At 72.3% G+C, this 19,080-nt stretch carries 19 protein-coding genes; 11 read left to right on the top strand and 8 right to left on the bottom strand.

Features of this window, described 5'->3' with window-relative positions; all coding sequences use genetic code 11:
- Positions 1–45 precede the first annotated feature (45 nt).
- From ACFQPS_RS06590 to ychF, 5 genes are all read left to right on the top strand, one after another.
- On the top strand, positions 46–657 hold the full coding sequence (locus ACFQPS_RS06590) for a glutathione S-transferase N-terminal domain-containing protein (RefSeq protein WP_377357512.1): 612 nt from the start codon (positions 46–48) through the stop codon (positions 655–657).
- A 5-nt stretch (positions 658–662) separates the two neighbouring features.
- Entirely contained in the window at positions 663–1,121 is a 459-nt protein-coding gene (locus ACFQPS_RS06585) for a cupin domain-containing protein (protein ID WP_377357511.1), read from the top strand.
- A gap of 140 nt (positions 1,122–1,261) precedes the next feature.
- Positions 1,262–1,753: a bacterioferritin gene (gene bfr, locus ACFQPS_RS06580; RefSeq protein WP_377357509.1), complete on the top strand. Its 492-nt coding sequence runs from the start codon at positions 1,262–1,264 to the stop codon at positions 1,751–1,753.
- Positions 1,754–2,109: 356 nt separating this feature from the next.
- Entirely contained in the window at positions 2,110–2,307 is a 198-nt protein-coding gene (locus tag ACFQPS_RS06575; protein WP_377357508.1) for a (2Fe-2S)-binding protein, read from the top strand.
- Between the two features lie 152 nt (positions 2,308–2,459).
- On the top strand, positions 2,460–3,557 hold the full coding sequence (ychF, locus tag ACFQPS_RS06570; RefSeq protein WP_377357506.1) for a redox-regulated ATPase YchF: 1,098 nt from the start codon (positions 2,460–2,462) through the stop codon (positions 3,555–3,557).
- Between the two features lie 91 nt (positions 3,558–3,648).
- On the opposite strand, the gene ACFQPS_RS06565 is transcribed toward ychF, so the two are convergent.
- The 4 genes from ACFQPS_RS06565 to petA all read right to left on the bottom strand — a co-directional run bounded on the left by ACFQPS_RS06565 (position 3,649) and on the right by petA (position 7,161).
- Positions 3,649–4,206 (bottom strand): DUF924 family protein, encoded by a 558-nt coding sequence (locus tag ACFQPS_RS06565; protein WP_377357504.1) that lies wholly within the window; start codon positions 4,204–4,206, stop codon positions 3,649–3,651.
- 255 nt (positions 4,207–4,461) lie between these two features.
- On the bottom strand, positions 4,462–5,256 hold the full coding sequence (locus tag ACFQPS_RS06560) for a cytochrome c1 (protein WP_377357502.1): 795 nt from the start codon (positions 5,254–5,256) through the stop codon (positions 4,462–4,464).
- Positions 5,256–6,560, bottom strand: coding sequence for a cytochrome b (locus tag ACFQPS_RS06555; protein WP_377357500.1), 1,305 nt, complete (start codon positions 6,558–6,560; stop codon positions 5,256–5,258). Before ACFQPS_RS06555 ends, ACFQPS_RS06560 begins: the two co-directional genes overlap by 1 nt.
- A 31-nt stretch (positions 6,561–6,591) precedes the next feature.
- Positions 6,592–7,161 carry a ubiquinol-cytochrome c reductase iron-sulfur subunit gene (gene petA, locus ACFQPS_RS06550; protein ID WP_377357498.1) on the bottom strand — a complete coding sequence of 190 codons (570 nt, stop codon included), beginning with the start codon at positions 7,159–7,161 and terminating at the stop codon, positions 6,592–6,594.
- A gap of 330 nt (positions 7,162–7,491) precedes the next feature.
- Here petA and ACFQPS_RS06545 point away from each other — a divergent pair, with 330 nt between their 5' ends.
- The gene (locus ACFQPS_RS06545) at positions 7,492–7,953 is read left to right on the top strand and encodes a tRNA (cytidine(34)-2'-O)-methyltransferase (protein ID WP_377357496.1); all 462 of its coding nucleotides are present in this window, start codon (positions 7,492–7,494) and stop codon (positions 7,951–7,953) included.
- A 103-nt stretch (positions 7,954–8,056) separates the two neighbouring features.
- The gene (gene hemF / locus ACFQPS_RS06540; protein WP_377357494.1) at positions 8,057–8,974 is read left to right on the top strand and encodes an oxygen-dependent coproporphyrinogen oxidase; all 918 of its coding nucleotides are present in this window, start codon (positions 8,057–8,059) and stop codon (positions 8,972–8,974) included.
- Positions 8,975–8,995: 21 nt separating this feature from the next.
- Here the strand turns inward: hemF and ACFQPS_RS06535 are convergent, their stop codons facing one another.
- The 4 genes from ACFQPS_RS06535 to ACFQPS_RS06520 all read right to left on the bottom strand — a co-directional run bounded on the left by ACFQPS_RS06535 (position 8,996) and on the right by ACFQPS_RS06520 (position 12,079).
- A complete protein-coding gene (locus tag ACFQPS_RS06535; protein ID WP_377357492.1) occupies positions 8,996–10,249 on the bottom strand; it encodes a CCA tRNA nucleotidyltransferase in 1,254 nt (417 codons plus the stop codon).
- Positions 10,250–10,407: 158 nt separating this feature from the next.
- Positions 10,408–10,743, bottom strand: a complete 336-nt coding sequence (locus ACFQPS_RS06530) for a DUF6111 family protein (RefSeq protein WP_377357491.1) — start codon at positions 10,741–10,743, stop codon at positions 10,408–10,410.
- Between the two features lie 65 nt (positions 10,744–10,808).
- Entirely contained in the window at positions 10,809–11,489 is a 681-nt protein-coding gene (locus ACFQPS_RS06525; RefSeq protein ID WP_377357489.1) for a CoA pyrophosphatase, read from the bottom strand.
- A complete protein-coding gene (locus tag ACFQPS_RS06520) occupies positions 11,444–12,079 on the bottom strand; it encodes a DUF1285 domain-containing protein (protein ID WP_377357487.1) in 636 nt (211 codons plus the stop codon). The genes ACFQPS_RS06525 and ACFQPS_RS06520 overlap by 46 nt, the downstream gene beginning before the upstream one ends.
- 169 nt (positions 12,080–12,248) lie before the next feature.
- Here ACFQPS_RS06520 and ACFQPS_RS06515 point away from each other — a divergent pair, with 169 nt between their 5' ends.
- From ACFQPS_RS06515 to ACFQPS_RS06500, 4 genes are read left to right on the top strand one after another with little or no spacing between them, the layout of a single operon-like run.
- Positions 12,249–13,262, top strand: a complete 1,014-nt coding sequence (locus ACFQPS_RS06515; protein WP_377357486.1) for an AAA family ATPase — start codon at positions 12,249–12,251, stop codon at positions 13,260–13,262.
- A gap of 52 nt (positions 13,263–13,314) precedes the next feature.
- On the top strand, positions 13,315–14,226 hold the full coding sequence (locus ACFQPS_RS06510; protein WP_377357485.1) for a DUF58 domain-containing protein: 912 nt from the start codon (positions 13,315–13,317) through the stop codon (positions 14,224–14,226).
- Positions 14,226–16,988 (top strand): DUF4159 domain-containing protein, encoded by a 2,763-nt coding sequence (locus ACFQPS_RS06505; protein WP_377357483.1) that lies wholly within the window; start codon positions 14,226–14,228, stop codon positions 16,986–16,988. The genes ACFQPS_RS06510 and ACFQPS_RS06505 overlap by 1 nt, the downstream gene beginning before the upstream one ends.
- The gene (locus ACFQPS_RS06500; RefSeq protein WP_377357482.1) at positions 16,985–19,063 is read left to right on the top strand and encodes a hypothetical protein; all 2,079 of its coding nucleotides are present in this window, start codon (positions 16,985–16,987) and stop codon (positions 19,061–19,063) included. The genes ACFQPS_RS06505 and ACFQPS_RS06500 overlap by 4 nt, the downstream gene beginning before the upstream one ends.
- Positions 19,064–19,080: the final 17 nt, after the last annotated feature.

Below are 19,080 nucleotides of genomic sequence, written 5' to 3'. Positions count from 1 at the left end.
CGATCCGGCGGCACCCGCCGGTCAACCCCTGCCGAGCCTGCCAAGATGAAGCTGCACTACAGCCAGACCTCCCCCTTCGTGCGCAAGGTGATGATGGCCGCGCACGAGACCGGCCTCGCCGGCCGCATCGAGATCGACCCGGTGGATGTCTGGGTGCCGGACAGCCCCATCGTGCGCGACAATCCGCTGTCCAAGATCCCCACCCTGGTGACGGAGGACGGGCTGGTGCTGTTCGACAGCCCGGTCATCTGCGAGTACCTGGACAGCCTGCATACCGGCCCGTCGCTGTTCCCGCCGCCGGGCCGCGCCCGCTGGGTGGCGCTGCGCCAGCAGGCCATCGCGGACGGCATCTGCGATGCCGCCGTGCTGCGCCGGCTGGAGACGCTGCGGCCGGAGAGCCAGCGTTCCGCCGACTGGACGGAGCGGCAGCGCCGCGCCATGGCCCGCTCGCTGGACCGGCTGGAGGAGGAGGCGGGCGACCTGCCGCCGCCGGACCGGCCGACCATCGGCGGCCTCGCCATCCTGGCCGCGCTCGGCTACCTCGATTTCCGCTTCGCGCACGAGGGTTGGCGGGCCGGCCGCTCGGCCCTGTCGCGCTGGTTCGCCGCCGCGTCCGAGCGGGAGAGCTTCCGCCGCACCGCCCCGCCGAGCGAGTGAGCCCGATGCCCTGGCAGGACCTGACCCCGGCGCAGATCATCGAACTGCTGGGGATGCGGCCGCACCCGGAGGGCGGCCACTATGTCGAGACCTACCGGCACGCGCCGGCGGACGGCGGCCGCGGCGCCTCCACCGCCATCTACTTCCTGCTCCAGGCGGGGGAGGTGTCGGCCTGGCACCGGGTGCTGGACGCGGACGAGGTCTGGCACTGGCACGCCGGGTCCCCCCTCTCCCTGGGCCTGAGCCCCGACGGGACTACGGTCCGCACCCATGAACTGGGCCCGGCCCTGCATCGGGGCCAGCGGCCGCAGGTGGTGGTGCCGGCGGGCCACTGGCAGACGGCGCGCAGCCTGGGTGCCTGGACCCTGGTCGGCTGCACCGTCGCCCCGGCCTTCGAGTTCGCCGCCTTCGAGCTGGCCCCGCCGGGCTGGGAGCCGGGCAGCGGGCACCCCGGGGGTCGGTAGGGGCAGGCGGAATCCCCCCGTGTTTGGGGTGGGCAAGGCCGGGCTGGTTGTTTAAACTCGTTCCAGACTGGCCACCACCAGACGGCCTACCACCAGACTGCTCACCCCCAGACTGCCCACCAGACGACGGGAACCATCATATGCAGGGCGATCCGCAGGTCCTCCGGCACCTGAACACGATCCTCACCAACGAACTGACCAGCATCAACCAGTACTTCCTGCATGCGCGCATGCTGAAGAACTGGGGCCTGATGCGGCTGGCGAAGAAGGTCTATGAGGAATCCATCGGCGAGATGAAGCATGCCGACATGCTGATGGAACGCATCCTGTTCCTGGAGGGGCTGCCGAACCTTCAGGATCTGCACAAGCTGAAGATCGGGGAGGAAGTCCCCGAGATGATGACCTTCGACCTGGAGGCGGAGACCAAGAACCGCACCGACCTGCTGGAGGCGCTGCACTACTGCGAGGCCGTGCGCGACTACCAGAGCAAGGAGATCTTCCGGCGCATCCTGGAGGATACCGAGGAGCATATCGACTATCTGGAGACCCAGCTCGGCCTGATCGCCCGGCTGGGCATCCAGAACTACCTCCAGGAACAGATGGGCAGCGGCGACCCGACCAGCGGGGACTGACCGCCCGCCGCCCTGCGCTCCTCCCTTCCCGCCCTTCGCCCCCCCGGCGCCGGTCCGTCCGGCGCCGGTCCGCGTTTTACGCCCCCGTTTCCCGGTCCCCGTTTTCCGGCCCCGCATGCCGCAAGGCCGGCAGCCGGTCCCCGGGCGGCAGTCCCCGGAATGTCACCGCCCCGGCGCCGGCTGCTTGCGCCCCGTCAACGAAGGGGACGGCCGGGCCGGGGCATCCTGTACGCAGCGGGAGGGCCGCAGCGACGACAGGCGGGGGAATGTCCCCGGACGCTGCCCGAAAGTGCGTTGCGGCTGCGATTGATTTGCATTACCTTCCGCATGCAACCAGTCGGGAGCCGGGCGGGATCATGTATGTCTGCGTCTGCAATGCCATCAACTGCCGGACCGTGAAGCGCTGCGTGGATGACGGCGCGGCCTCCATCGGGGGGGTCTTCAAGGCCACCGGCAAGACGCCGCAGTGCGGCAAGTGCTTCTCCACCATGCGCGAGATGATCGCCGAGCGGATCGCACCGGCCCCGGACGCCCTGGCCGTCGCCGCCGAGTGAGCGCCCGGCGGCAGGACCAGGCCGCCCCGCACACCGCGACTCGGGGCGGACCGGGCGGCGACGCGGGTCCCCGTTCCGCCCTGCGCGTTTGCATTCCGGGCCGCGATCCCCCATAACCTGCGCGGCCTTCCAACCAGACCGGCGCACCACCCATGGGTTTCAACTGCGGCATCGTCGGGCTGCCCAATGTGGGCAAGTCCACCCTGTTCAATGCGCTGACCAGCACGGCGGCGGCCGAGGCGGCGAACTATCCCTTCTGCACCATCGAGCCGAATGTCGGCCGCGTCGGCGTGCCCGACCCGCGGCTGGACCGGCTGGCCGTCATCGCGAAATCGGCGAAGACGGTCCCGACGCAGCTTGAGTTCGTGGACATCGCCGGTCTGGTCCGCGGCGCCAGCCGGGGCGAAGGGCTGGGCAACCAGTTCCTGGCGAACATCCGGGAGGTGGACGCCATCGTCCACGTCCTGCGCTGCTTCGAGGATGGCGACATCACCCATGTCGAAGGCTCGGTCGATCCCGTCCGCGATGCGGAGACGGTGGAGACGGAGCTGATGCTGGCCGACCTGGACAGCCTGGAGAAGCGCCTGCCGCCGCTCCAGAAGAAGGCCAAGGGCGGCGACAAGGAGGCCAAGGCCACGGCCGACCTGATGGAGCGGGCGCTGGCGGTGCTGCGCGACGGCAAGCCGGCCCGCACGGTCGAGCTGTCGGCCGAGGAGGTGTCCGGCTTCCGCCAGATGCAGCTCCTGACCGGCAAGCCGGTGCTCTATGTCTGCAACGTGGAGGAGGCCAGCGCCGCCGCCGGCAACGTCTTCTCCGCGCGGGTCGAGGCGATGGCGAAGGCGCAGGGCGCTGCCAGCGTCGTCATCTCCGCCGCCATCGAGGCGGAGGTCTCGCAGCTCCCGCCCGAGGACAAGGCCGAGTATCTGGCCAGCATGGGGCTGGAGGAACCGGGCCTGAACCGGCTGATCCGGGCCGGCTACGGGCTGCTGAACCTGCTGACCTTCTTCACCGTCGGCCCGAAGGAGGCCCGCGCCTGGACCGTCCGCCGCGGCGCCAAGGCGCCGGAGGCCGCCGGCGTCATCCACACCGATTTCGAGCGCGGCTTCATCAAGGCCGAGACGATCGACTTCGAGACCTACGTCACGCTCGGCGGCGAAGGTCCGGCCAAGGAAGCCGGCAAGATGCGGATGGAAGGCAAGGAATACGTCGTCCAGGACGGCGACATCTTCCACTTCCGCTTCAACGTCTGATCCCCGGCCCCCGGCGCTCCCCCGACCGCCCCCGCGGGCGGGGCGTCCGGCCGGGGGATGGGCCGGGGGATGGTCGGGGTGACCTGACCGCTCAGAAGCCGCTGTCCGGCATGGCGAGCCAGGCCGCCTCCGCTGCCGTCGTCTCCCGCCCCAGGGCGGCGTTGCGGTGCGGGAAGCGGCCGTAGCGGTGGATCACCGCCAGATGCCGGCAGGCATAGTCCAGCCAGAGCGGGTCCACGGTGCGCCCGGCGAACAGGCGGACGGCCGTGCGCTGGTCCTCCAGCGACTCGGAATGCTCGAAGGGCAGGTAGAGGAAGACCCGCTGTTCCTCCCGCATGCCCTGGTCGAAGCCCCGCTCCAGCGCGGCGCGGGCCACCTCCAGCGCCCGGGCATCGGTGGCGAAGGCGCGGGCGGTGCCGCGGAAGATGTTGCGCGGCACCTGGTCCAGCAGGATGCAGAGCGCGAGGCTGCCCTCCGGCGTGCCGGCCCAGGCGTCGTGCGCGCCGGCCGCCGCCTGCCCGTGCAAGTCCGCCAGCCGCTCGCGACAGAGCGCATCGAACCCCGGCCCGCCCTTGAACCACGCCTCCCGCCCCGCTTCCTCGAACCAGAAGCGCAGGGTGCGCACGATCTCCGCATAATGTCCGGCCATGATCCCCCCTCCGGCGGTGCGGGCGCGCCCGCCCTTGCGACCGGCTGGGTATGGGGTGCGGCGCGCGTCCTGGCAAGGGGGCGCAGTGGGGGGCGCAGTGGGGGGCGCCGAGCGGGGGATCGGCCCGGCGCAACGGAAAAGGGGCGCCCCCGCGCGGGGACGCCCCTTCAGCCTTGTCACCTGAAACCTTCCCAGGGTCCCTTGCCGGGAGGACCGCCGACCGGAGAACCGGCCGGCGGAACCGCGGCACGGAGATCAGTGGGCGGTCTCCCAGATCCGGCGCTTGGTCATGTAGAGCAGGCCGGCGAAGACCATCAGGAACAGGATCACCTTCACACCCATGGAGCGACGCGCCTCCATGTGCGGCTCGGCCGCCCAGGCGAGGAACTGCGTCACGTCGCGGGCCTGCTGCACGGCCGTGGCCGGCGTGCCGTCCTCATAGGTGACGCCGTCGTCGAACAGCATCGGCGGCATGGCGATCAGGTGGCCCGGATAGTACTGGTTGTAATAGGCGCCATCCGGAACCGTCACGCCCTCCGGCGGATCGACGAAGCCGGTGAGCAGGTGGAAGACGTAGTCCTCGTGATGCTCGCGGGCCTTGACGATCAGCGACAGGTCGGGCGGGGCCTTGCCGTTGTTGGCCGCGGCCGCCGCCTTCGCGTTCGGGAACGGCGAGCGGAAGCGGTCGGACGCCAGGGCCGGGCGGGTGAACATCTCGCCCTGGTCGTTCGGGCCGTCCGTCACCTCGTACTCGGCGGCAATCGCCTTGATCTCCTCCTCCGAGTAACCCAGGGCCTCCAGGTTACGGTAGGAGAGCAGGTGCATGGCGTGGCAGGCCGAGCAGACCTGCTTGTAGACCTGGAAGCCCCGCTGCAACGCGGCGCGGTCGAAGGTCTTGAAGCTGAAGCTGTTCACGCCGCCGTGCGGCCATTCCTCTTCCGGCGGAACCGTGCTGCCGGCCGCAGCCGCCGGGGAGGTCGCCGCCGCCAGGGAGAGGAGCCCGGCGAAGACGGCGCCGGCCAGGGTGGTCTTCAGATCGAAACGCGGCATCACGCCTTCTCCATCGGCTTGGCGGTCGCACCGTCGGCAGCCGTATCCGAACCCAGGACCGCCTCGGCGATGCTGGAGGGCAGCGGCAGCGGCTTCTCATGCCGGGTGATGTACGGCAGGCCCAGGAACCACGCGAAGTACGCCACGGTCCCGATCTGGCCGATCTGGACATAGGGCGCCTCGGCCGGCTTGCCGCCCGCATACATCAGCATGAAGAAGCTGATCGGGAGCATCCAGATCCACTGGCTGTAGATCGGCCGGAAGCGGTAGCTGCGCACCGGCGACTTGTCGAGCCAGGGCATGGCGAACCAGATCAGGATCGACGCGAACATGGCGATCACGCCGCCCAGCTTCGCCGGGATCAGCACGATGTCCGTGAACGGGATGCCGATGGAGAACGTGATCGAGCGCAGGATGCCGTAGAAGGGCAGGAAGTACCATTCCGGCACGATGTGCGGCGGGGTCACCAGCGGGTCGGCCGGGATGTAGTTGTCCGGGTGGCCAAGGTAGTTCGGAGCGAAGAAGACGAACGCCGCGAAGATGATCAGGAAGATCGCCAGACCGAAGCTGTCCTTGCTCGTGTAGTACGGGTGGAACGGCAGCGTGTCCTGCGGACCCTTCGGCTCGATGCCCAGCGGGTTGTTCGAGCCCGTGATGTGCAGCGCCGCGACGTGCAGGAACACCACCGCGAAGATCACGAACGGCAGCAGGAAGTGCAGCGCGAAGAAGCGGTTCAGCGTCGGGTTGTCGACCGAGAAGCCGCCCCAGAGCAGGGTGACGATGTCACCGCCGACCAGCGGCACGGCTGAGAACAGGTTGGTGATGACGGTGGCGCCCCAGAAGCTCATCTGGCCCCAGGGGAGCACGTAGCCCATGAAGGCGGTGGCCATCATCAGCAGGAAGATGACGACGCCGATGATCCACAGCAGTTCGCGCGGCTGCTTGTAGGAGCCGTAGAGGAAGCCGCGGAAGATGTGGATGTACACCGCGATGAAGAACATCGAGGCGCCGTTGGCGTGCAGGTAGCGCAGCAGCCAGCCATAGTTCACGTCGCGCATGATGCGCTCGACGCTGTCGAAGGCGAGGCTGGTGTGCGGCGTGTAGTGCATCGCCAGCACGAGGCCGGTGGCGATCATCACCACCAGAACCACCATGGCGATGGCGCCGAAATTCCAGAAATAGTTGAAGTTCCGGGGCGTCGGGAAGACCCCGTATTCCTTCTGGATCATCGTGAACAGCGGCAGCCGCTGATCGATCCAGTTCACCACCGGGTTCTTGAAGTCAGAAGTCTGGGCGTGAGCCATTGCGCTCTCCCTGTCCGGCCTGGGCTCAGGCTCAGCCGATGCGGATGCGGGTGTCGTCCAGGAACACGTATTCCGGGATCGCGAGGTTCAGCGGCGCGGGGCCCTTGCGGATGCGGGCGGCCGTGTCGTAGTGCGAACCGTGGCAGGGGCAGAACCACCCGCCGTAGTCGCCGCGCGGATCGGTGGACTTCTGCCCCAGCGGCACGCAGCCCAGATGGGTGCAGATGCCGACCGCGATCAGCCACTGCTCATGGCCTTCCTTCACGCGGACGCTGTCCGGCTGCGGGTCGATCAGCGAGCCGAGGTCCGTCTTCTGGGCAGAGGCGATCTCTGCCGCCGTGCGGTGGCGGACGAAGACCGGCTTGCCGCGCCAGGTCACGGTGATCGCCTGACCTTCCGCGATCGGGCTCAGATCGACCTCGGTCGAAGCCAGCGCCAGGGTGTCGGCTGCCGGGTTCAGGCTGTCGATGAACGGCCAGACGGCCGAGACCGCACCGACGGCACCGACGGCCACGGTGCTCAGAATGAGGATGTCACGGCGGGAAGGGTCCCCGCCCTCATGCGCGGCACCTGGGGGAGCCGGCTGCGTCGTATCCGCCATTACGTCTCATCTCCTCGGCAGCGGGGGAGTACGGTCGCTGCACCGCTGCGCCCCGGCCATTCTTGCTGAGTTTCCGCAGGACCCCCGCCCGGCCGGCGACCACGGCGAGAGCCGGCCGGACACATGCCTGGGGTAGCGCCCGGACAGCAGGCCCGGTCGCGGACTGTGGATATACATCCCGGCATGGCCGATGGAAAGCGCGACCGCTCGATTAACCATCTCCCCCGCCCGATCAGGGACACTCTGTCGCGGGGGGTGCGACCCCGGGGACTGTATCGGTTCCACTGCGGGGTTGACGCCGGCGCGGCCGGCAGGCCAGAGAGTCCCGCCATGCGCCTCGCCCTCTTCCAGCCGGACATACCACAGAATGCAGGCACCCTGATCCGCACCGGGGCCTGCCTGGGCGTTCCCGTGGACATCGTGGAACCCTGCGGCTTCATCCTGGACGACACCCGTCTGCGCCGGAGCCTGATGGACTACGGTGAACTGGCGGCGGTCTCCCGCCACGTCAACTGGGCGGCCTTCGCGGCCAGTCGTCCCGGCCGCATCGTGCTGGTGGAGACGGATCATGGCGTGCCCTACACCGGCTTCGCCTTCCACCCCGAGGACACCCTGCTGCTGGGACGGGAGAGTGCCGGCACGCCGCCGGAGGTGGCCGCCGCCTGCCATGCCGCGGTCCATATCCCGATGCACCCCGGCGCGCGCAGCCTGAACGTGGCGATCGCGGCGGCCATGGTGCTGGGCGAGGCGCTGCGCCAGACGGGGCCCCGGGCGAAGAACCCGACGAGGTAGCCCGGAACCGCCAATTCCGCAATATTTGTAAGGACATAGCCCTATGGCCCGGCGGCGCCGGGCGCGCTACACCATCGGGAAAAACCCGGAGGCGTTCAGAGACATGTCCAGCCCATCCCCCGTCCCCACCCCGCTTCCCCCCGCCGACGTGCTGGCCGACCGCAAGGCACGGGTGGAAACCTGGTTCCAGGGCCTGCGCGACCGCATCTGCGCCGCCTTCGAGGCGCTGGAGGACGACCTGGCCGACGGCCCGCACACCGGGCTGCCGCCGGGCCGGTTCGAGCGCACCGCCTGGGACCGCCCCGGCCAGGGCGGCGGGTCCGGCGGCGGCGGCGTCATGTCGGTGATGAAGGGCCGGGTGTTCGAGAAGGTGGGGGTCAACGTCTCCACCGTCTTCGGCACCTTCTCCGATGAGTTCCGCGGCTCCATCCCCGGCGCGGCGGAGTCCGGCGGCTTCTGGGCCAGCGGCATCAGCCTGGTGGCGCACATGCGCAGCCCGCTGGTGCCCGCCGTCCATATGAACACGCGCCATCTGGTCACCAGCTACGCCTGGTTCGGCGGCGGTGCCGACCTGACGCCCATGTTCCTGGACACGGCGGAGACGGCGGAGGACAAGGCCGACTTCCACGCCGCGCTGAAGGCGGCCTGCGACGCGCACGGCCCGGACTTCTACGCCCGCTTCTCCGACTGGTGCGACCGCTACTTCTTCCTGCCGCACCGGAACGAACCGCGCGGCGTGGGCGGCATCTTCTACGACGGCCACGACACCGGCGACTGGGAGGCGGACTTCGCCTTCACCCGCGCCGTGGGCGAGGCGTTCCTGGAGGTCTATCCGCGCCTCGTGCGCCGCCGCATGCACCTGCCCTGGACGGAGGCGCAGCGCGAGCACCAGCTCCACCGACGCGGCCGCTATGCCGAGTTCAACCTGATCCACGACCGCGGCACACTGTTCGGGCTGAAGACCGGCGGCAACATCGACGCCATCATGATGAGCCTGCCGCCCGAGGTGAAGTGGTCCTGAGGGCGGTCCGGCCGGGCGGAATCAGGGGGACGGGCCGGGGGAGAACGGATCGGGGGAGGATGGATCGGGGGGAGCGGCCAGCCGCCGCTCCAGTTCGGCCAGACACTCCTCCCGCCCGGGCCGGTAGTCGCGCCCGGCCCACCAGCCCTCCACCGCCTCCAGCAGGCGGCCGACCGCCGGTCCCTGCGGCACGCCGCGGTCCACCGCGTCCTGCCCCTTCAGCGGGAAGGGGATGACGCGCCAGGCCGCGGCCTCGGCCAGCGACTCCAGGATCTCGAAGGCGGGGATGCCGCGCATGGCCGTGTCCAGCAGCAGCAGGTCGCGGAACAGCTCCGGCCCCACCGTCTGCAAGGCGCGGCGGCGGGCGCGCACGTCCAGCCCGGCATCCACCGCCAGCGGCGGGGCGCAGAGGACCAGCAGCCGGTCGCGCTGGGCGTTCGAGAGGCGCATCCGGTCGGCCACGGCCAGGGCGGCGGCCCGCCCCTCCTCCCCGCCGCGGGGCAGCAGGGCGGCAAGGTGGGCCAGCGGCCCCGCCTCCCCGACCATCCATTCCAGCCGGTCCAGGGCGGCCAGCGTCTCGATCCGCGTGGCCTGGGGCAGCAGGTGCTGGATGATCCCACGCTCCAGCATCAGCCGCCAGGTCTCCACCGCTCGGTCGGTGGCGAACAGGCGCAGCAGCTCCTCCCGCACCCGCTCGCCCGAGAGGGTGGGCAGCAGGCACGCCTGCGCGGCGCAGGCAGCGATGGCCTCCTCCTCCACCCCGCCCTTGCCGAAGCGGGCATGGAAACGGAAGTAGCGCAGGATGCGCAGCACGTCCTCGCGGATGCGCGCCTCGGCATCGCCGACGAAGCGGACACGCCCGGCGGAGAGGTCCGCCAGCCCGCCGAACGGGTCGTAGAGATCGCCCTCGCTGGACAGCGAGAGCGCGTTGAAGGTGAAGTCGCGCCGGCGCGCATCCTCCAGCCAGTCGTCGGTGAACTCGACCCGGGCATGGCGGCCATAGGTCTCCACGTCGCGGCGGAGCGTGGTGATCTCGAAGGCAAGACCGTCGCGGATGGCGGTGACGGTGCCGTGGCGGATGCCGGTCGGCACCACCCGGATGCCGTCCTGCTTCAGCCGGCGCATCACCTCGTCGGGCGGCAGCGGCGTGGCGATGTCCACATCGTCCGCCTCCTGCCCCAGCACGGCGTCGCGCACGCAGCCGCCGACGAAGCGCGCCTCCTGCCCCGTGCGCATCAGCGCCTGGAGGACGAGACGGGCCTGGACGGTGGCCATCAGGCCGACGGGTTCTAGGGTGCCGACCGGTTTCATCGGAAAGGGGGGCGGAAGCGGCGGGGCGCCGGGCGGGATCGACCGGGTCTCCGTTCTACCCGCCCCGGCGGCCGGATTGCCAGCCGAATGCGCCGCCGGCCCGGGCAACGGGACGCGGCGACTCAGCGGCCGGATGCGTCAGGCGCCGGCGCATCGGCCGGCGGGGCCTCGCCGGGAGCATAGGTGCGGGCGGGAACGGTGCGGCCGTCCGGCCCGACATGCGCCGGCACGTAGACGCCGTGCGGCCCGCCGGCGCCGCGGGTGGAGAGCGTGCCCAGCGCCACCAGGGCAAGGGCGAGGCCCCCGGCCAGCAGCCAGGGCCAGGGCGCGCGGGCGTGCCAGGGGTCCGGCGCATGGCCCGCGGCCCGCAGCCGCCGCGCCTCCCACAGGCTGTAGGCGACGAAGACCAGCGTCGGCAGCAGCAGCGGCAGCAGAACGGTGAGCACCGGCCTCAGCATCGCAGCTTCCTTTCCTTTGCCCTTGCCTGCCCTGACCTGCCTTCCCTGCCTGCCTGCCCGCCCGGTCAGGCCGGCTGCGCTGCGGGATCGGCGCCTTCGCCGCTCAGCACTTCGCAGAGATTGACCAGCATGCCCGCGGTGGCGCCCCAGATGAAGCGGTCCCGGTAGGGCACCACCCAGAAATGGCGCAGGGCGCCGCGGAACTCGGCACTGCGCCGCTCCCGCCCGCCGGGCCCCAGGATGAAGGCCAGCGGCACCTCGAACACGTCCGCCACCTCGTAGGGATCGGCGCTCAGGGTGAAGGGCGGGCGGATGATGCCGACGACGGGCGTGACGCGGAAGCCGGTGCGGGTCACATAGGTGTCCAGCCGGCCGATCAGGTCCACCTTGGTGCGCGGCAGCCCGACCTCCTCCTCCGTCTCGCGCAGGGCCGTGTCCTCCGGCCCGTTGTCGGCCGGTTCCACCCCGCCGCCGGGGAAGGAGATCTGGCCGGCATGGGCGGCCAGATGGGCCGTGCGCTGGGTCAGCAGCACGGTCACCCCGGCGTCGCGGTCGATCAGGGGCACCAGCACGGCCGCCTCGCGCAGTTCCGCCGGCACCCCCAGGCCGGGATTGCCCTCATGGTCGCCGCGCACGCCGATGATCCGGCCGGGCTGGCCGGTGCGGCGCAGGAAGCGCGCGCGGATGTCTGCCTCGGTGATCAGTCCGTCAGGCTGCCCAGGGGAAAGAAGGTCCCGTCGCTCCATAGTCCGAATTCTGTCCCGCCGGACCCGGGTCCGTCGGGCCTCCGCCTGCTTTCGCCGCGCTCCACCAGCTCGTAGAAGACGGGCCGGTTGATGCGGGCCTCCAGATTGTCCCGGACCAGGATATAGGGGCGGGGCTCCCCCGTCCTAGCGTCCGTTCGGACATGGATGGGATGCCCGGGGCCGGCAGTCACCCACTCGTCCAGGCTGGTGCGGAAGCGCACGGTCTGGTCCGGGCCGGTCCCCTCGAACGCCGCCTCGACGACCATGAAGGGCACGTCGTCCACCCGGATGCGGCCGCGCTCGGCCGGCGTCACCAGCCAGTAGTCGCCGGCCTCGTCCCGCCGCAGCACGCTGGCGAACAGCTTGACGAGCGGCAGCCGGCCGATCGGGCTCTCATGGTAGTACCAGGTGCCGTCGATGCCGATGCGGATGTCGTAGGATTCGTCCTCGGCCGTCGGTCCGAGGGCCCCCGGATGATCGGAGGCGTCACGTCCAGGCAGGGGACGTCCGGGCAGGGGCAGGCGGCCGTCGGCGAGATTTTCGCCGCCTGCCGCAAGTCTCTTGCTTTCCTCCATGGCGCTGCCGACCATCTGTTATCGTGCCGTTCTGTTATCGTGCGGTTGCCGTGCCGTCCGTCCGGGCGCACCCGCCCGGGACCGTGAGTTGCGATGACTGCCTTTCCCGGAAGGGCGGCCACAGAGTTAACATAATGGGCCCGTCTTCGTTCGGACACCCCCGCCGCCACCCTGGAGAGCCATCGTGAGTGCCCTCGACCTGTCCCGCTCCACTGCCGACGCCCAGGCCCTCGTGCGCGAGGTGGACGCGCTGGGCCAGCGCCTCGCCACCGTGCGGGAGATGATCGGCCGGGTCATCTACGGCCAGCAGACGGTGGTCGACCTGTCGCTGGTGACGCTGCTGGCCGGCGGCCACCTGCTGCTGATCGGCGTGCCGGGGCTGGCGAAGACGCGGCTGGTGGAGACGCTGGGCACCGTGCTGGGCCTGGACGAGCGTCGCATCCAGTGTACCCCCGACCTGATGCCGGCGGACATCCTGGGTTCGGAGGTGCTGGAGGAGGACGAGGGCGGCCGCCGCGGCTTCCGCTTCATCCCCGGCCCGGTGTTCAGCCAGCTCCTGATGGCGGACGAGATCAACCGCGCCTCCCCGCGCACCCAGTCGGCGCTGTTGCAGGCGATGCAGGAGGGGCGGGTCTCCGTCGCCGGGCACTACCACCCGCTGCCGCGGCCCTTCCATGTGCTGGCGACGCAGAACCCGCTGGAGCAGGAGGGGACCTATCCCCTGCCGGAGGCGCAGCTCGACCGCTTCCTGATGCAGGTGGACGTGGCCTATCCCGACCGCGAGGCCGAGCGGCGCATGATGATCGCCACCACCGGGGCGGAGGCCGCCGCCGCCAGCCCCGTGCTGGGGCCGGAGGACCTGATGGCGGCGCAGCGGCTGGTCCGCCGCGTGCCGGTGGGCGACAGCGTCGTCGACGGCATCCTGGATCTGGTGCGGAGCGCCCGGCCGGAGGAGAGCGACCTGCCGGAGGTGCGCCGCAACGTCGCCTGGGGTCCCGGCCCGCGCGCCAGCCAGGCGCTGATGCTGGCGGCGCGCGCCCGCGCCCTGCTGGACGGGCGGCTGGCCCCCTCGCTGGACGACGTTCTGGCCCTGGCGAAGCCGGTGCTGAAGCATAGGATGGCGCTGAACTTCGCCGCCCGTGCCGACGGCGTGACCCTGGACGACGTGATCGACCGGCTGTGCGCGCCCCTGGCCTGACAGCGCGGATGCGCCGCCGCCCCCGCTTCCGCGTGACAGGTCCCGGACCCGAATGAGCCGATCCACCGCCCCCGCCGCCGCCCTGCGCGCCCAGCACCGGGCCGAGACCCTGGCCCTGCGCCTGCCGCCGCTGCTGGTCGCGGCCGAGCGGGTCGCGGCCACGGTGGCGCAGGGCGTCCACGGCCGCCGCCGCGTCGGCACCGGGGAGAGCTTCTGGCAGTTCCGCCGCTACCAGCCCGGCGACAGCGCCCAGATGATCGACTGGCGCCAGTCGGCGAAGAACCGCCATGTCTTCGTGCGCGAGAACGAGTGGGAGGCGGCGCAGAGCGTCTGGATCTGGCGCGACGGCTCCGCCTCCATGGACTGGCGCTCTGACCGCGTCCTGCCGACCAAGCGGGAGCGGGCCGACCTGCTGGCGCTGGCGCTGGCCGTCCTGCTGGTGCGCGGCGGCGAGCGGGTGGCGCTGCTGGGCAGCGGCGTCGCCCCGTCGGCCGCGCGCAGCATCCTGCCGCGGCTGGCGCTGCACCTGACCGGCCCCGCGGCGGCGACAGCCGGCGGGAGCGCAGGCGACGGCGTGCCGCCGGTGGAGGCGCTGCCGCGCCATGCCCGGATCGTGCTGATGGGCGACCTGCTGGGACCGCTGGAGCGGGTGCAGGCCGCCGTCGCCGCCTATGCCAACCGCGGCCTGCGCGGCCATCTGGTGCAGGTCCTGGACCCGGCGGAGGAGACCCTGCCCTTCGGCGGGCGGGTCGAGTTCACCGGGCTGGAGGGCGAGGAGGAGCTGCTGGTGCCGCGCGTCGAAGGCATCCGGGACGCCTATCTGGAACGGCTGGCAGCCCAGAAGGCCGGCCTGTCCGATCTGGCCCGCACCGCCGGCTGGAGCTACAGCGTCCACCGCACCGACCGGCCGGCCCAGGTGCCGCTGCTGTCCCTCTGGGGGGCGCTGGCCCGGGAGGCCGTGTGATGCTGAGCCTGGGCTCCCTTGCCTTCGCCGCCCCCTGGGCCCTGCTCGCGCTGGCCGTGCTGCCGGCGCTGTGGTGGCTGCTGCGGGTGACGCCGCCCGCCCCCCGCACCGTCGCCTTCCCCGCCATCCGGCTGCTGCGCGATCTGGTCAGCCGGGAGGAGACGCCGCAGCGCACGCCGCCCTGGCTGCTGCTGCTGCGCATCGTGCTGGCCGGGCTGGTGATCCTGGCGCTGGCGCGGCCGCTGCTGAACCCCGACGCCGCCCTGCCCGGCAGCGGGCCGCTGCTGCTGGTCGTGGACAATGGCTGGGCCGCGGGCCGCGACTGGCCGGCCCGGCAGGAGATGCTGGGGCGGCTGATCGACCAGGCCGACCGCGTCGGGCGCGAGGTGGCGATCCTGCCCACCGCCCCGGCGGCCGCGGCCGGGGCGCCCCGGCTGATCGGCCCGATGGTCGCCGCCGACGCCCGGCGGGAGGCGCAGGCGCTGCAACCGCAGCCCTGGCCCGGCGACCGCCGGGCGGCACTGGCGGCCCTGGACGATCTGCGCCCGCGCGGCAGCATGCACGCCATCTGGCTGTCAGACGGGCTGGGAGCCGACGGCGATGCGGAACTGGCCGCGCGGCTGGTCCGGCTGGGCGGAGTGGAGGTGGTGGAGGACGGCCCCGACCGGCCGGCCCTGCTGCTGCGCCCCCCGGTGGCGGACGGGCTGTCGCTGCTGGTGCCGGTGGAGCGCGCCCGGAGCGGGCTGCCGCAGCCGGTGGCGGTGCGCGCCAGCGGCGCCGACGGCCGCCTGCTGGCCGCGGGCAGCGGCGCCTTCGCTCCCGACGCGCGGCGGACGGAGGTGCGGCTGGACCTGCCGACGGAACTGCGCAACGAGGTGACGGAGGTGCGCCTGGACGGGCAGTCCACCGCCGGCGCCACCGTGCTGCTGGACGAACGCTGGCGCCGCCGCCCGGTGGGGCTGGTCTCCGGCCGGACGGAGTCCGAGGCGCAGCCGCTGCTGTCCGACCTCTATTATCTGGAGCGCGCCCTCTCCCCCTTCGCGGAGGTGCGGCGCGGCACCATCGCCGACCTGCTGGCACGGGACCTCGCCGTGCTGGTGCTGGCCGATGTCGGCTCGCTCTCCGTCCCGGAGGCGGAGCGGCTGGAAAGCTGGGTCCGGGGGGGTGGCATGCTGGTGCGCTTCGCCGGGCCGCGGCTGGCGCAGAACGCCGACGCGCTGGTGCCGGTGCGGCTGCGCGCGGGCGACCGCGCCCTGGGCGGGGCGCTGTCCTGGTCGGTGCCGGCGCGGCTGGCCCCCTTCGCCGCCGACGGCCCGTTCGGCGGGGTCGCGGTGCCGGCCGACGTGACGGTGGCCCGGCAGGTGCTGGCCGAACCGTCCGTGGACCTCGGCGAGAAGACCTGGGCGCGGCTGGAGGACGGCACGCCCCTGGTGACGGCCGAGCGGCGCGGCACCGGCCATGTCGTGCTGGTCCACACCACCGCCAGCCCGGAATGGTCGAACCTGTCGCTCTCCGGCCTGTTCGTGCAGATGCTGCAACGGCTGGTGGCGCTGTCGGCCGGCGTCGCCGGCGAGGCGGAGGCGGGCGGCGCGCTGCCGCCGCTGGAACTGCTGGACGGGTTGGGCCGGCTGGTGCCGCCGCCGGCCACCGCCTTTCCGCTGGCCTCCGAACGGCTGGCGGAGACGCCGCCCGGCGACCTGATCGGCCCGCGGCACCCGCCCGGCTTCTACGGCACCAGCGAGGCCCGGCGGGCCCTGAACCTGTCCGCCGCCGTGGCGGAGCTGCGCCCGCTGGCGGGGCTGCCGCCCAACGTGGCGCGCGGGCTCTACGGCAGCCGCGGCGAGCTGGACCTGAAGCCGGCCCTGCTGACGGCGGCGCTGGCCCTGGCGGTCCTGGACCTGTTCATCGGGCTGGCCCTGCGCGGCCTGCTGCCCCTGCCCCGCCTGCGGTCCCGGCGCGGCGGCATGGCGGCCGGGCTGGCGCTGCTGCTGGCGGCCGGCCTTACAACCGGCATCACGGCGGACGGGGCGCGGGCGGCGCAGCCGGTGACCGGCGGCCCCGATGCCCGCGCCGTGCAGGCGAGCACGCAGAACTGGCTGGCCTATGTCGAGACCGGCGACCGCGGCGTGGACGCGACCAGCCGCGCCGGCCTGCAAGGGCTGGCGGAGCAGCTCAACCGCCGCACGGCGGTGGAGGCGGCCGGGGCCATGGCGGTGGACCTGGAGACGGACGAGCTGGCCTTCTTCCCGCTGATCTACTGGCCGATGACGGAGACGCAGCCCGCCATCTCGGAAGCGGCCCGGCAGCGGCTGAACGAGTATCTGCGCCAGGGCGGGCTGATCCTGATCGACACCCGCGACCGCGGCTTCTCCATGGGCGGCGGCTCCCGCCTGGAGGAGCTGCTGCGCGGGCTGGACATCCCGCCGCTGGCGCCGGTGCCGCCCGACCATGTGCTGACCAAGGCCTTCTATCTCTTGCAGGATTTCCCCGGTCGCTATGTCGGCGGGGCGGTCTGGGTGGAGGCGGAGGAGGGCCGGGCCAATGACGGTGTCTCCGGGGTCGTCGTCGGCGGCAACGACTGGGCCGGCGCCTGGGCCGTGGACGCACAGGGCCGCGCCCTGAACGCCGTCGTGCCCGGGGCCGAGCGCCAGCGCGAGATGGCTTACCGCTTCGGCGTCAACCTCGTGATGTACGCCCTGACCGGCAACTACAAGGCCGACCAGGTGCATGTCCCCGCCATCCTGGAGCGGCTCGGCCAATGACCGGCACCTCGATCGCCTTTTCGCCCCTGGTGCCCTGGGCGGTGCTGCTGATCCTGGCGCTGCCGGCCCTGGCCGGGCTGGGTTTCGGCCTGATCCGCCGGGCGCGCGGCACGCTGCTGCGCGCCCTGGCCCTGGCCGTGCTGTTCCTGGCCCTGCTGAACCCCGCCCTGGTGCAGGAGGAGCGCGAGCCGATCAAGGACGTGGCCGTCATCGTCGTGGACCAGTCGCCCAGCCAGAACGTGGGCGAGCGGCGGGCCCGGGCGGAACGGGCCCTGGAGGACCTGCAACGGAAGCTGGCCCGCTACGACGATCTGGAGGTGCGCGTCGTCCGCACCGCCGACGCCGCCGGGGCCGAGGGGGCGGGCATCGAGCAGACCCGGCTGCTGGAGGCGATGAACCGCGCCGTCGCGGACGTGCCGCGCCGCCGCCTCGCCGGGGCCGTGCTGCTGACCGACGGGCAGGTCCATGACGTGGCCGAGGCGCTGCCGACGCTGGAGGGGTTCGGCCCCGTCCACGCCCTGCTGACCGGCGAGCGCGACGAGGGCGACCGCCGGCTGGCGGTGGTGCAGGCGCCGTCCTTCGGCATTGTGGACCGGCCGGTGACGGTGACCGTGCGGGTGGACGACCTGCCCGGCGGGACCGGCGGCATGGCGACCCTGGTGGTGACGCAGGACGGCGGGACCGGCCGGCCCTACCGCGTGCCGGTGGGGGAGGAGATCCCCCTCACCTTCACCCTGACGCACGGCGGCCAGAACGTCGTGGAGCTGGAGGTGGAGCGCGGGCCGGAGGAGCTGACGCTGGCGAACAACCGCGCCGCCATCGTCGTCAACGGCGTGCGCGACCGGCTGCGGGTGCTGCTGGTGTCGGGCGAGCCGCATGCCGGCGAGCGGACCTGGCGCAACCTGCTGAAAGCGGACCCGTCCGTCGATCTGGTTCACTTCACCATCCTGCGCCCGCCGGAGAAGAACGACGGCACGCCGATCCGGGAACTGTCGCTGATCGCGTTCCCGATCCGCGAGCTGTTCGAGATGAAGCTCGACGAGTTCGACCTCATCATCTTCGACCGCTACCGCCGCCGCGGCGTGCTGCCGAACATGTATCTGGCGAACATCGCCGACTATGTGGAGAAGGGCGGCGCCTTCCTGGAGGCCAGCGGCCCGACCTTCGCCACGCCGCTGTCGCTGTTCCGCACGCCGCTGGGGACCGTGCTGCCGGCGGAGCCGACCGGGGAGGTGCTGGAGCAGCCCTTCACCCCGACGGTGACGGAGGTCGGCCGCCGCCATCCGGTGACCGCCGGGCTGGCGGGGCCGGACGGCCGCGGCGACTGGGGCCGCTGGTTCCGCCAGATCGCCACCACGCCCAGTCGTGGCACCGTGGTGATGGACGGGCTGGACGGGCGGCCGCTGCTGATCCTGGACCGGGTCGGCCAGGGCCGGGTGGCGCAGCTCACCTCGGACCAGATCTGGCTGTGGAGCCGCGGCTTCGAGGGCGGCGGCCCGCAGGCGGAGCTGCTGCGCCGGCTGGCGCACTGGCTGATGAAGGAACCGGCGCTGGAGGAGAACGACCTGCGCGCCCGGGTGGACGGCAACCGTATCACCGTCGAGCGCCGCGCGCTGGAGCCGGACCCGCGGACGGTCCAGGTCGCCTCCCCCTCCGACGTGGCGCGGGACCTCACCCTGGAGGAACAGGCCGACGGGCTGGAGACGGCGACTCTGCTGGCGACCGAGCCGGGCATCTGGCGCGTCAGCGACGGCGAGCGGACGGCGCTGGCCGTGGTCGGCGCCGTGAACCCGCCGGAACTGGCCGACATGCGCACCTCGGCGGACCCGCTGGAGCCGGTGCTGCGGCGGACGGGCGGCGGCGCCTTCTGGCTGGCCGACCGGGACGGCGCCGCCCCGGACACCCGCCGCGTGCGCCCCGGACGCGACGCCGCCGGGCGCGGCTGGCTGGGACTGCGCGCCAACGGCGACCATGTCGTCACGGGCGTGGATCAGGTGCCGCTGCTGCCCTGGATCGCCGTGCTGACGCTGGCGCTGGGGCTGCTGCTGGCGGCGTGGCGGCGGGAGGGCCGCTGAGGAGAAGGCGAGGAAAA

Origin of the sequence: Rhodocista pekingensis (assembly GCF_042665545.1) — a bacterium.
In the GTDB taxonomy this organism is placed as follows: Bacteria; Pseudomonadota; Alphaproteobacteria; order Azospirillales; family Azospirillaceae; genus Rhodocista; species Rhodocista pekingensis.
The sequence above is the reverse complement of the archived record's forward strand: the minus strand, read 5'-3'. Positions and strand labels throughout refer to the sequence as shown.

Bases quoted from the DNA above. Each gene is read 5' to 3' on its own strand.
- ACFQPS_RS06555 (WP_377357500.1), bottom strand. From the start codon at position 6,560: ATGGCTCACGCCCAGACTTCTGACTTCAAGAACCCGGTGGTGAACTGG.
- ACFQPS_RS06560 (WP_377357502.1), bottom strand. From the start codon at position 5,256: ATGCCGCGTTTCGATCTGAAGACCACCCTGGCCGGCGCCGTCTTCGCC.
- petA (WP_377357498.1), bottom strand. From the start codon at position 7,161: ATGGCGGATACGACGCAGCCGGCTCCCCCAGGTGCCGCGCATGAGGGC.
- hemF (WP_377357494.1), top strand. From the start codon at position 8,057: ATGTCCAGCCCATCCCCCGTCCCCACCCCGCTTCCCCCCGCCGACGTG.
- ACFQPS_RS06545 (WP_377357496.1), top strand. From the start codon at position 7,492: ATGCGCCTCGCCCTCTTCCAGCCGGACATACCACAGAATGCAGGCACC.
- ACFQPS_RS06510 (WP_377357485.1), top strand. From the start codon at position 13,315: ATGAGCCGATCCACCGCCCCCGCCGCCGCCCTGCGCGCCCAGCACCGG.
- bfr (WP_377357509.1), top strand. From the start codon at position 1,262: ATGCAGGGCGATCCGCAGGTCCTCCGGCACCTGAACACGATCCTCACC.
- ychF (WP_377357506.1), top strand. From the start codon at position 2,460: ATGGGTTTCAACTGCGGCATCGTCGGGCTGCCCAATGTGGGCAAGTCC.
- ACFQPS_RS06520 (WP_377357487.1), bottom strand. From the start codon at position 12,079: ATGGTCGGCAGCGCCATGGAGGAAAGCAAGAGACTTGCGGCAGGCGGC.
- ACFQPS_RS06535 (WP_377357492.1), bottom strand. From the start codon at position 10,249: ATGGCCACCGTCCAGGCCCGTCTCGTCCTCCAGGCGCTGATGCGCACG.
- ACFQPS_RS06500 (WP_377357482.1), top strand. From the start codon at position 16,985: ATGACCGGCACCTCGATCGCCTTTTCGCCCCTGGTGCCCTGGGCGGTG.
- ACFQPS_RS06505 (WP_377357483.1), top strand. From the start codon at position 14,226: ATGCTGAGCCTGGGCTCCCTTGCCTTCGCCGCCCCCTGGGCCCTGCTC.
- ACFQPS_RS06525 (WP_377357489.1), bottom strand. From the start codon at position 11,489: ATGGAGCGACGGGACCTTCTTTCCCCTGGGCAGCCTGACGGACTGATC.
- ACFQPS_RS06585 (WP_377357511.1), top strand. From the start codon at position 663: ATGCCCTGGCAGGACCTGACCCCGGCGCAGATCATCGAACTGCTGGGG.
- ACFQPS_RS06530 (WP_377357491.1), bottom strand. From the start codon at position 10,743: ATGCTGAGGCCGGTGCTCACCGTTCTGCTGCCGCTGCTGCTGCCGACG.
- ACFQPS_RS06575 (WP_377357508.1), top strand. From the start codon at position 2,110: ATGTATGTCTGCGTCTGCAATGCCATCAACTGCCGGACCGTGAAGCGC.
- ACFQPS_RS06565 (WP_377357504.1), bottom strand. From the start codon at position 4,206: ATGGCCGGACATTATGCGGAGATCGTGCGCACCCTGCGCTTCTGGTTC.
- ACFQPS_RS06590 (WP_377357512.1), top strand. From the start codon at position 46: ATGAAGCTGCACTACAGCCAGACCTCCCCCTTCGTGCGCAAGGTGATG.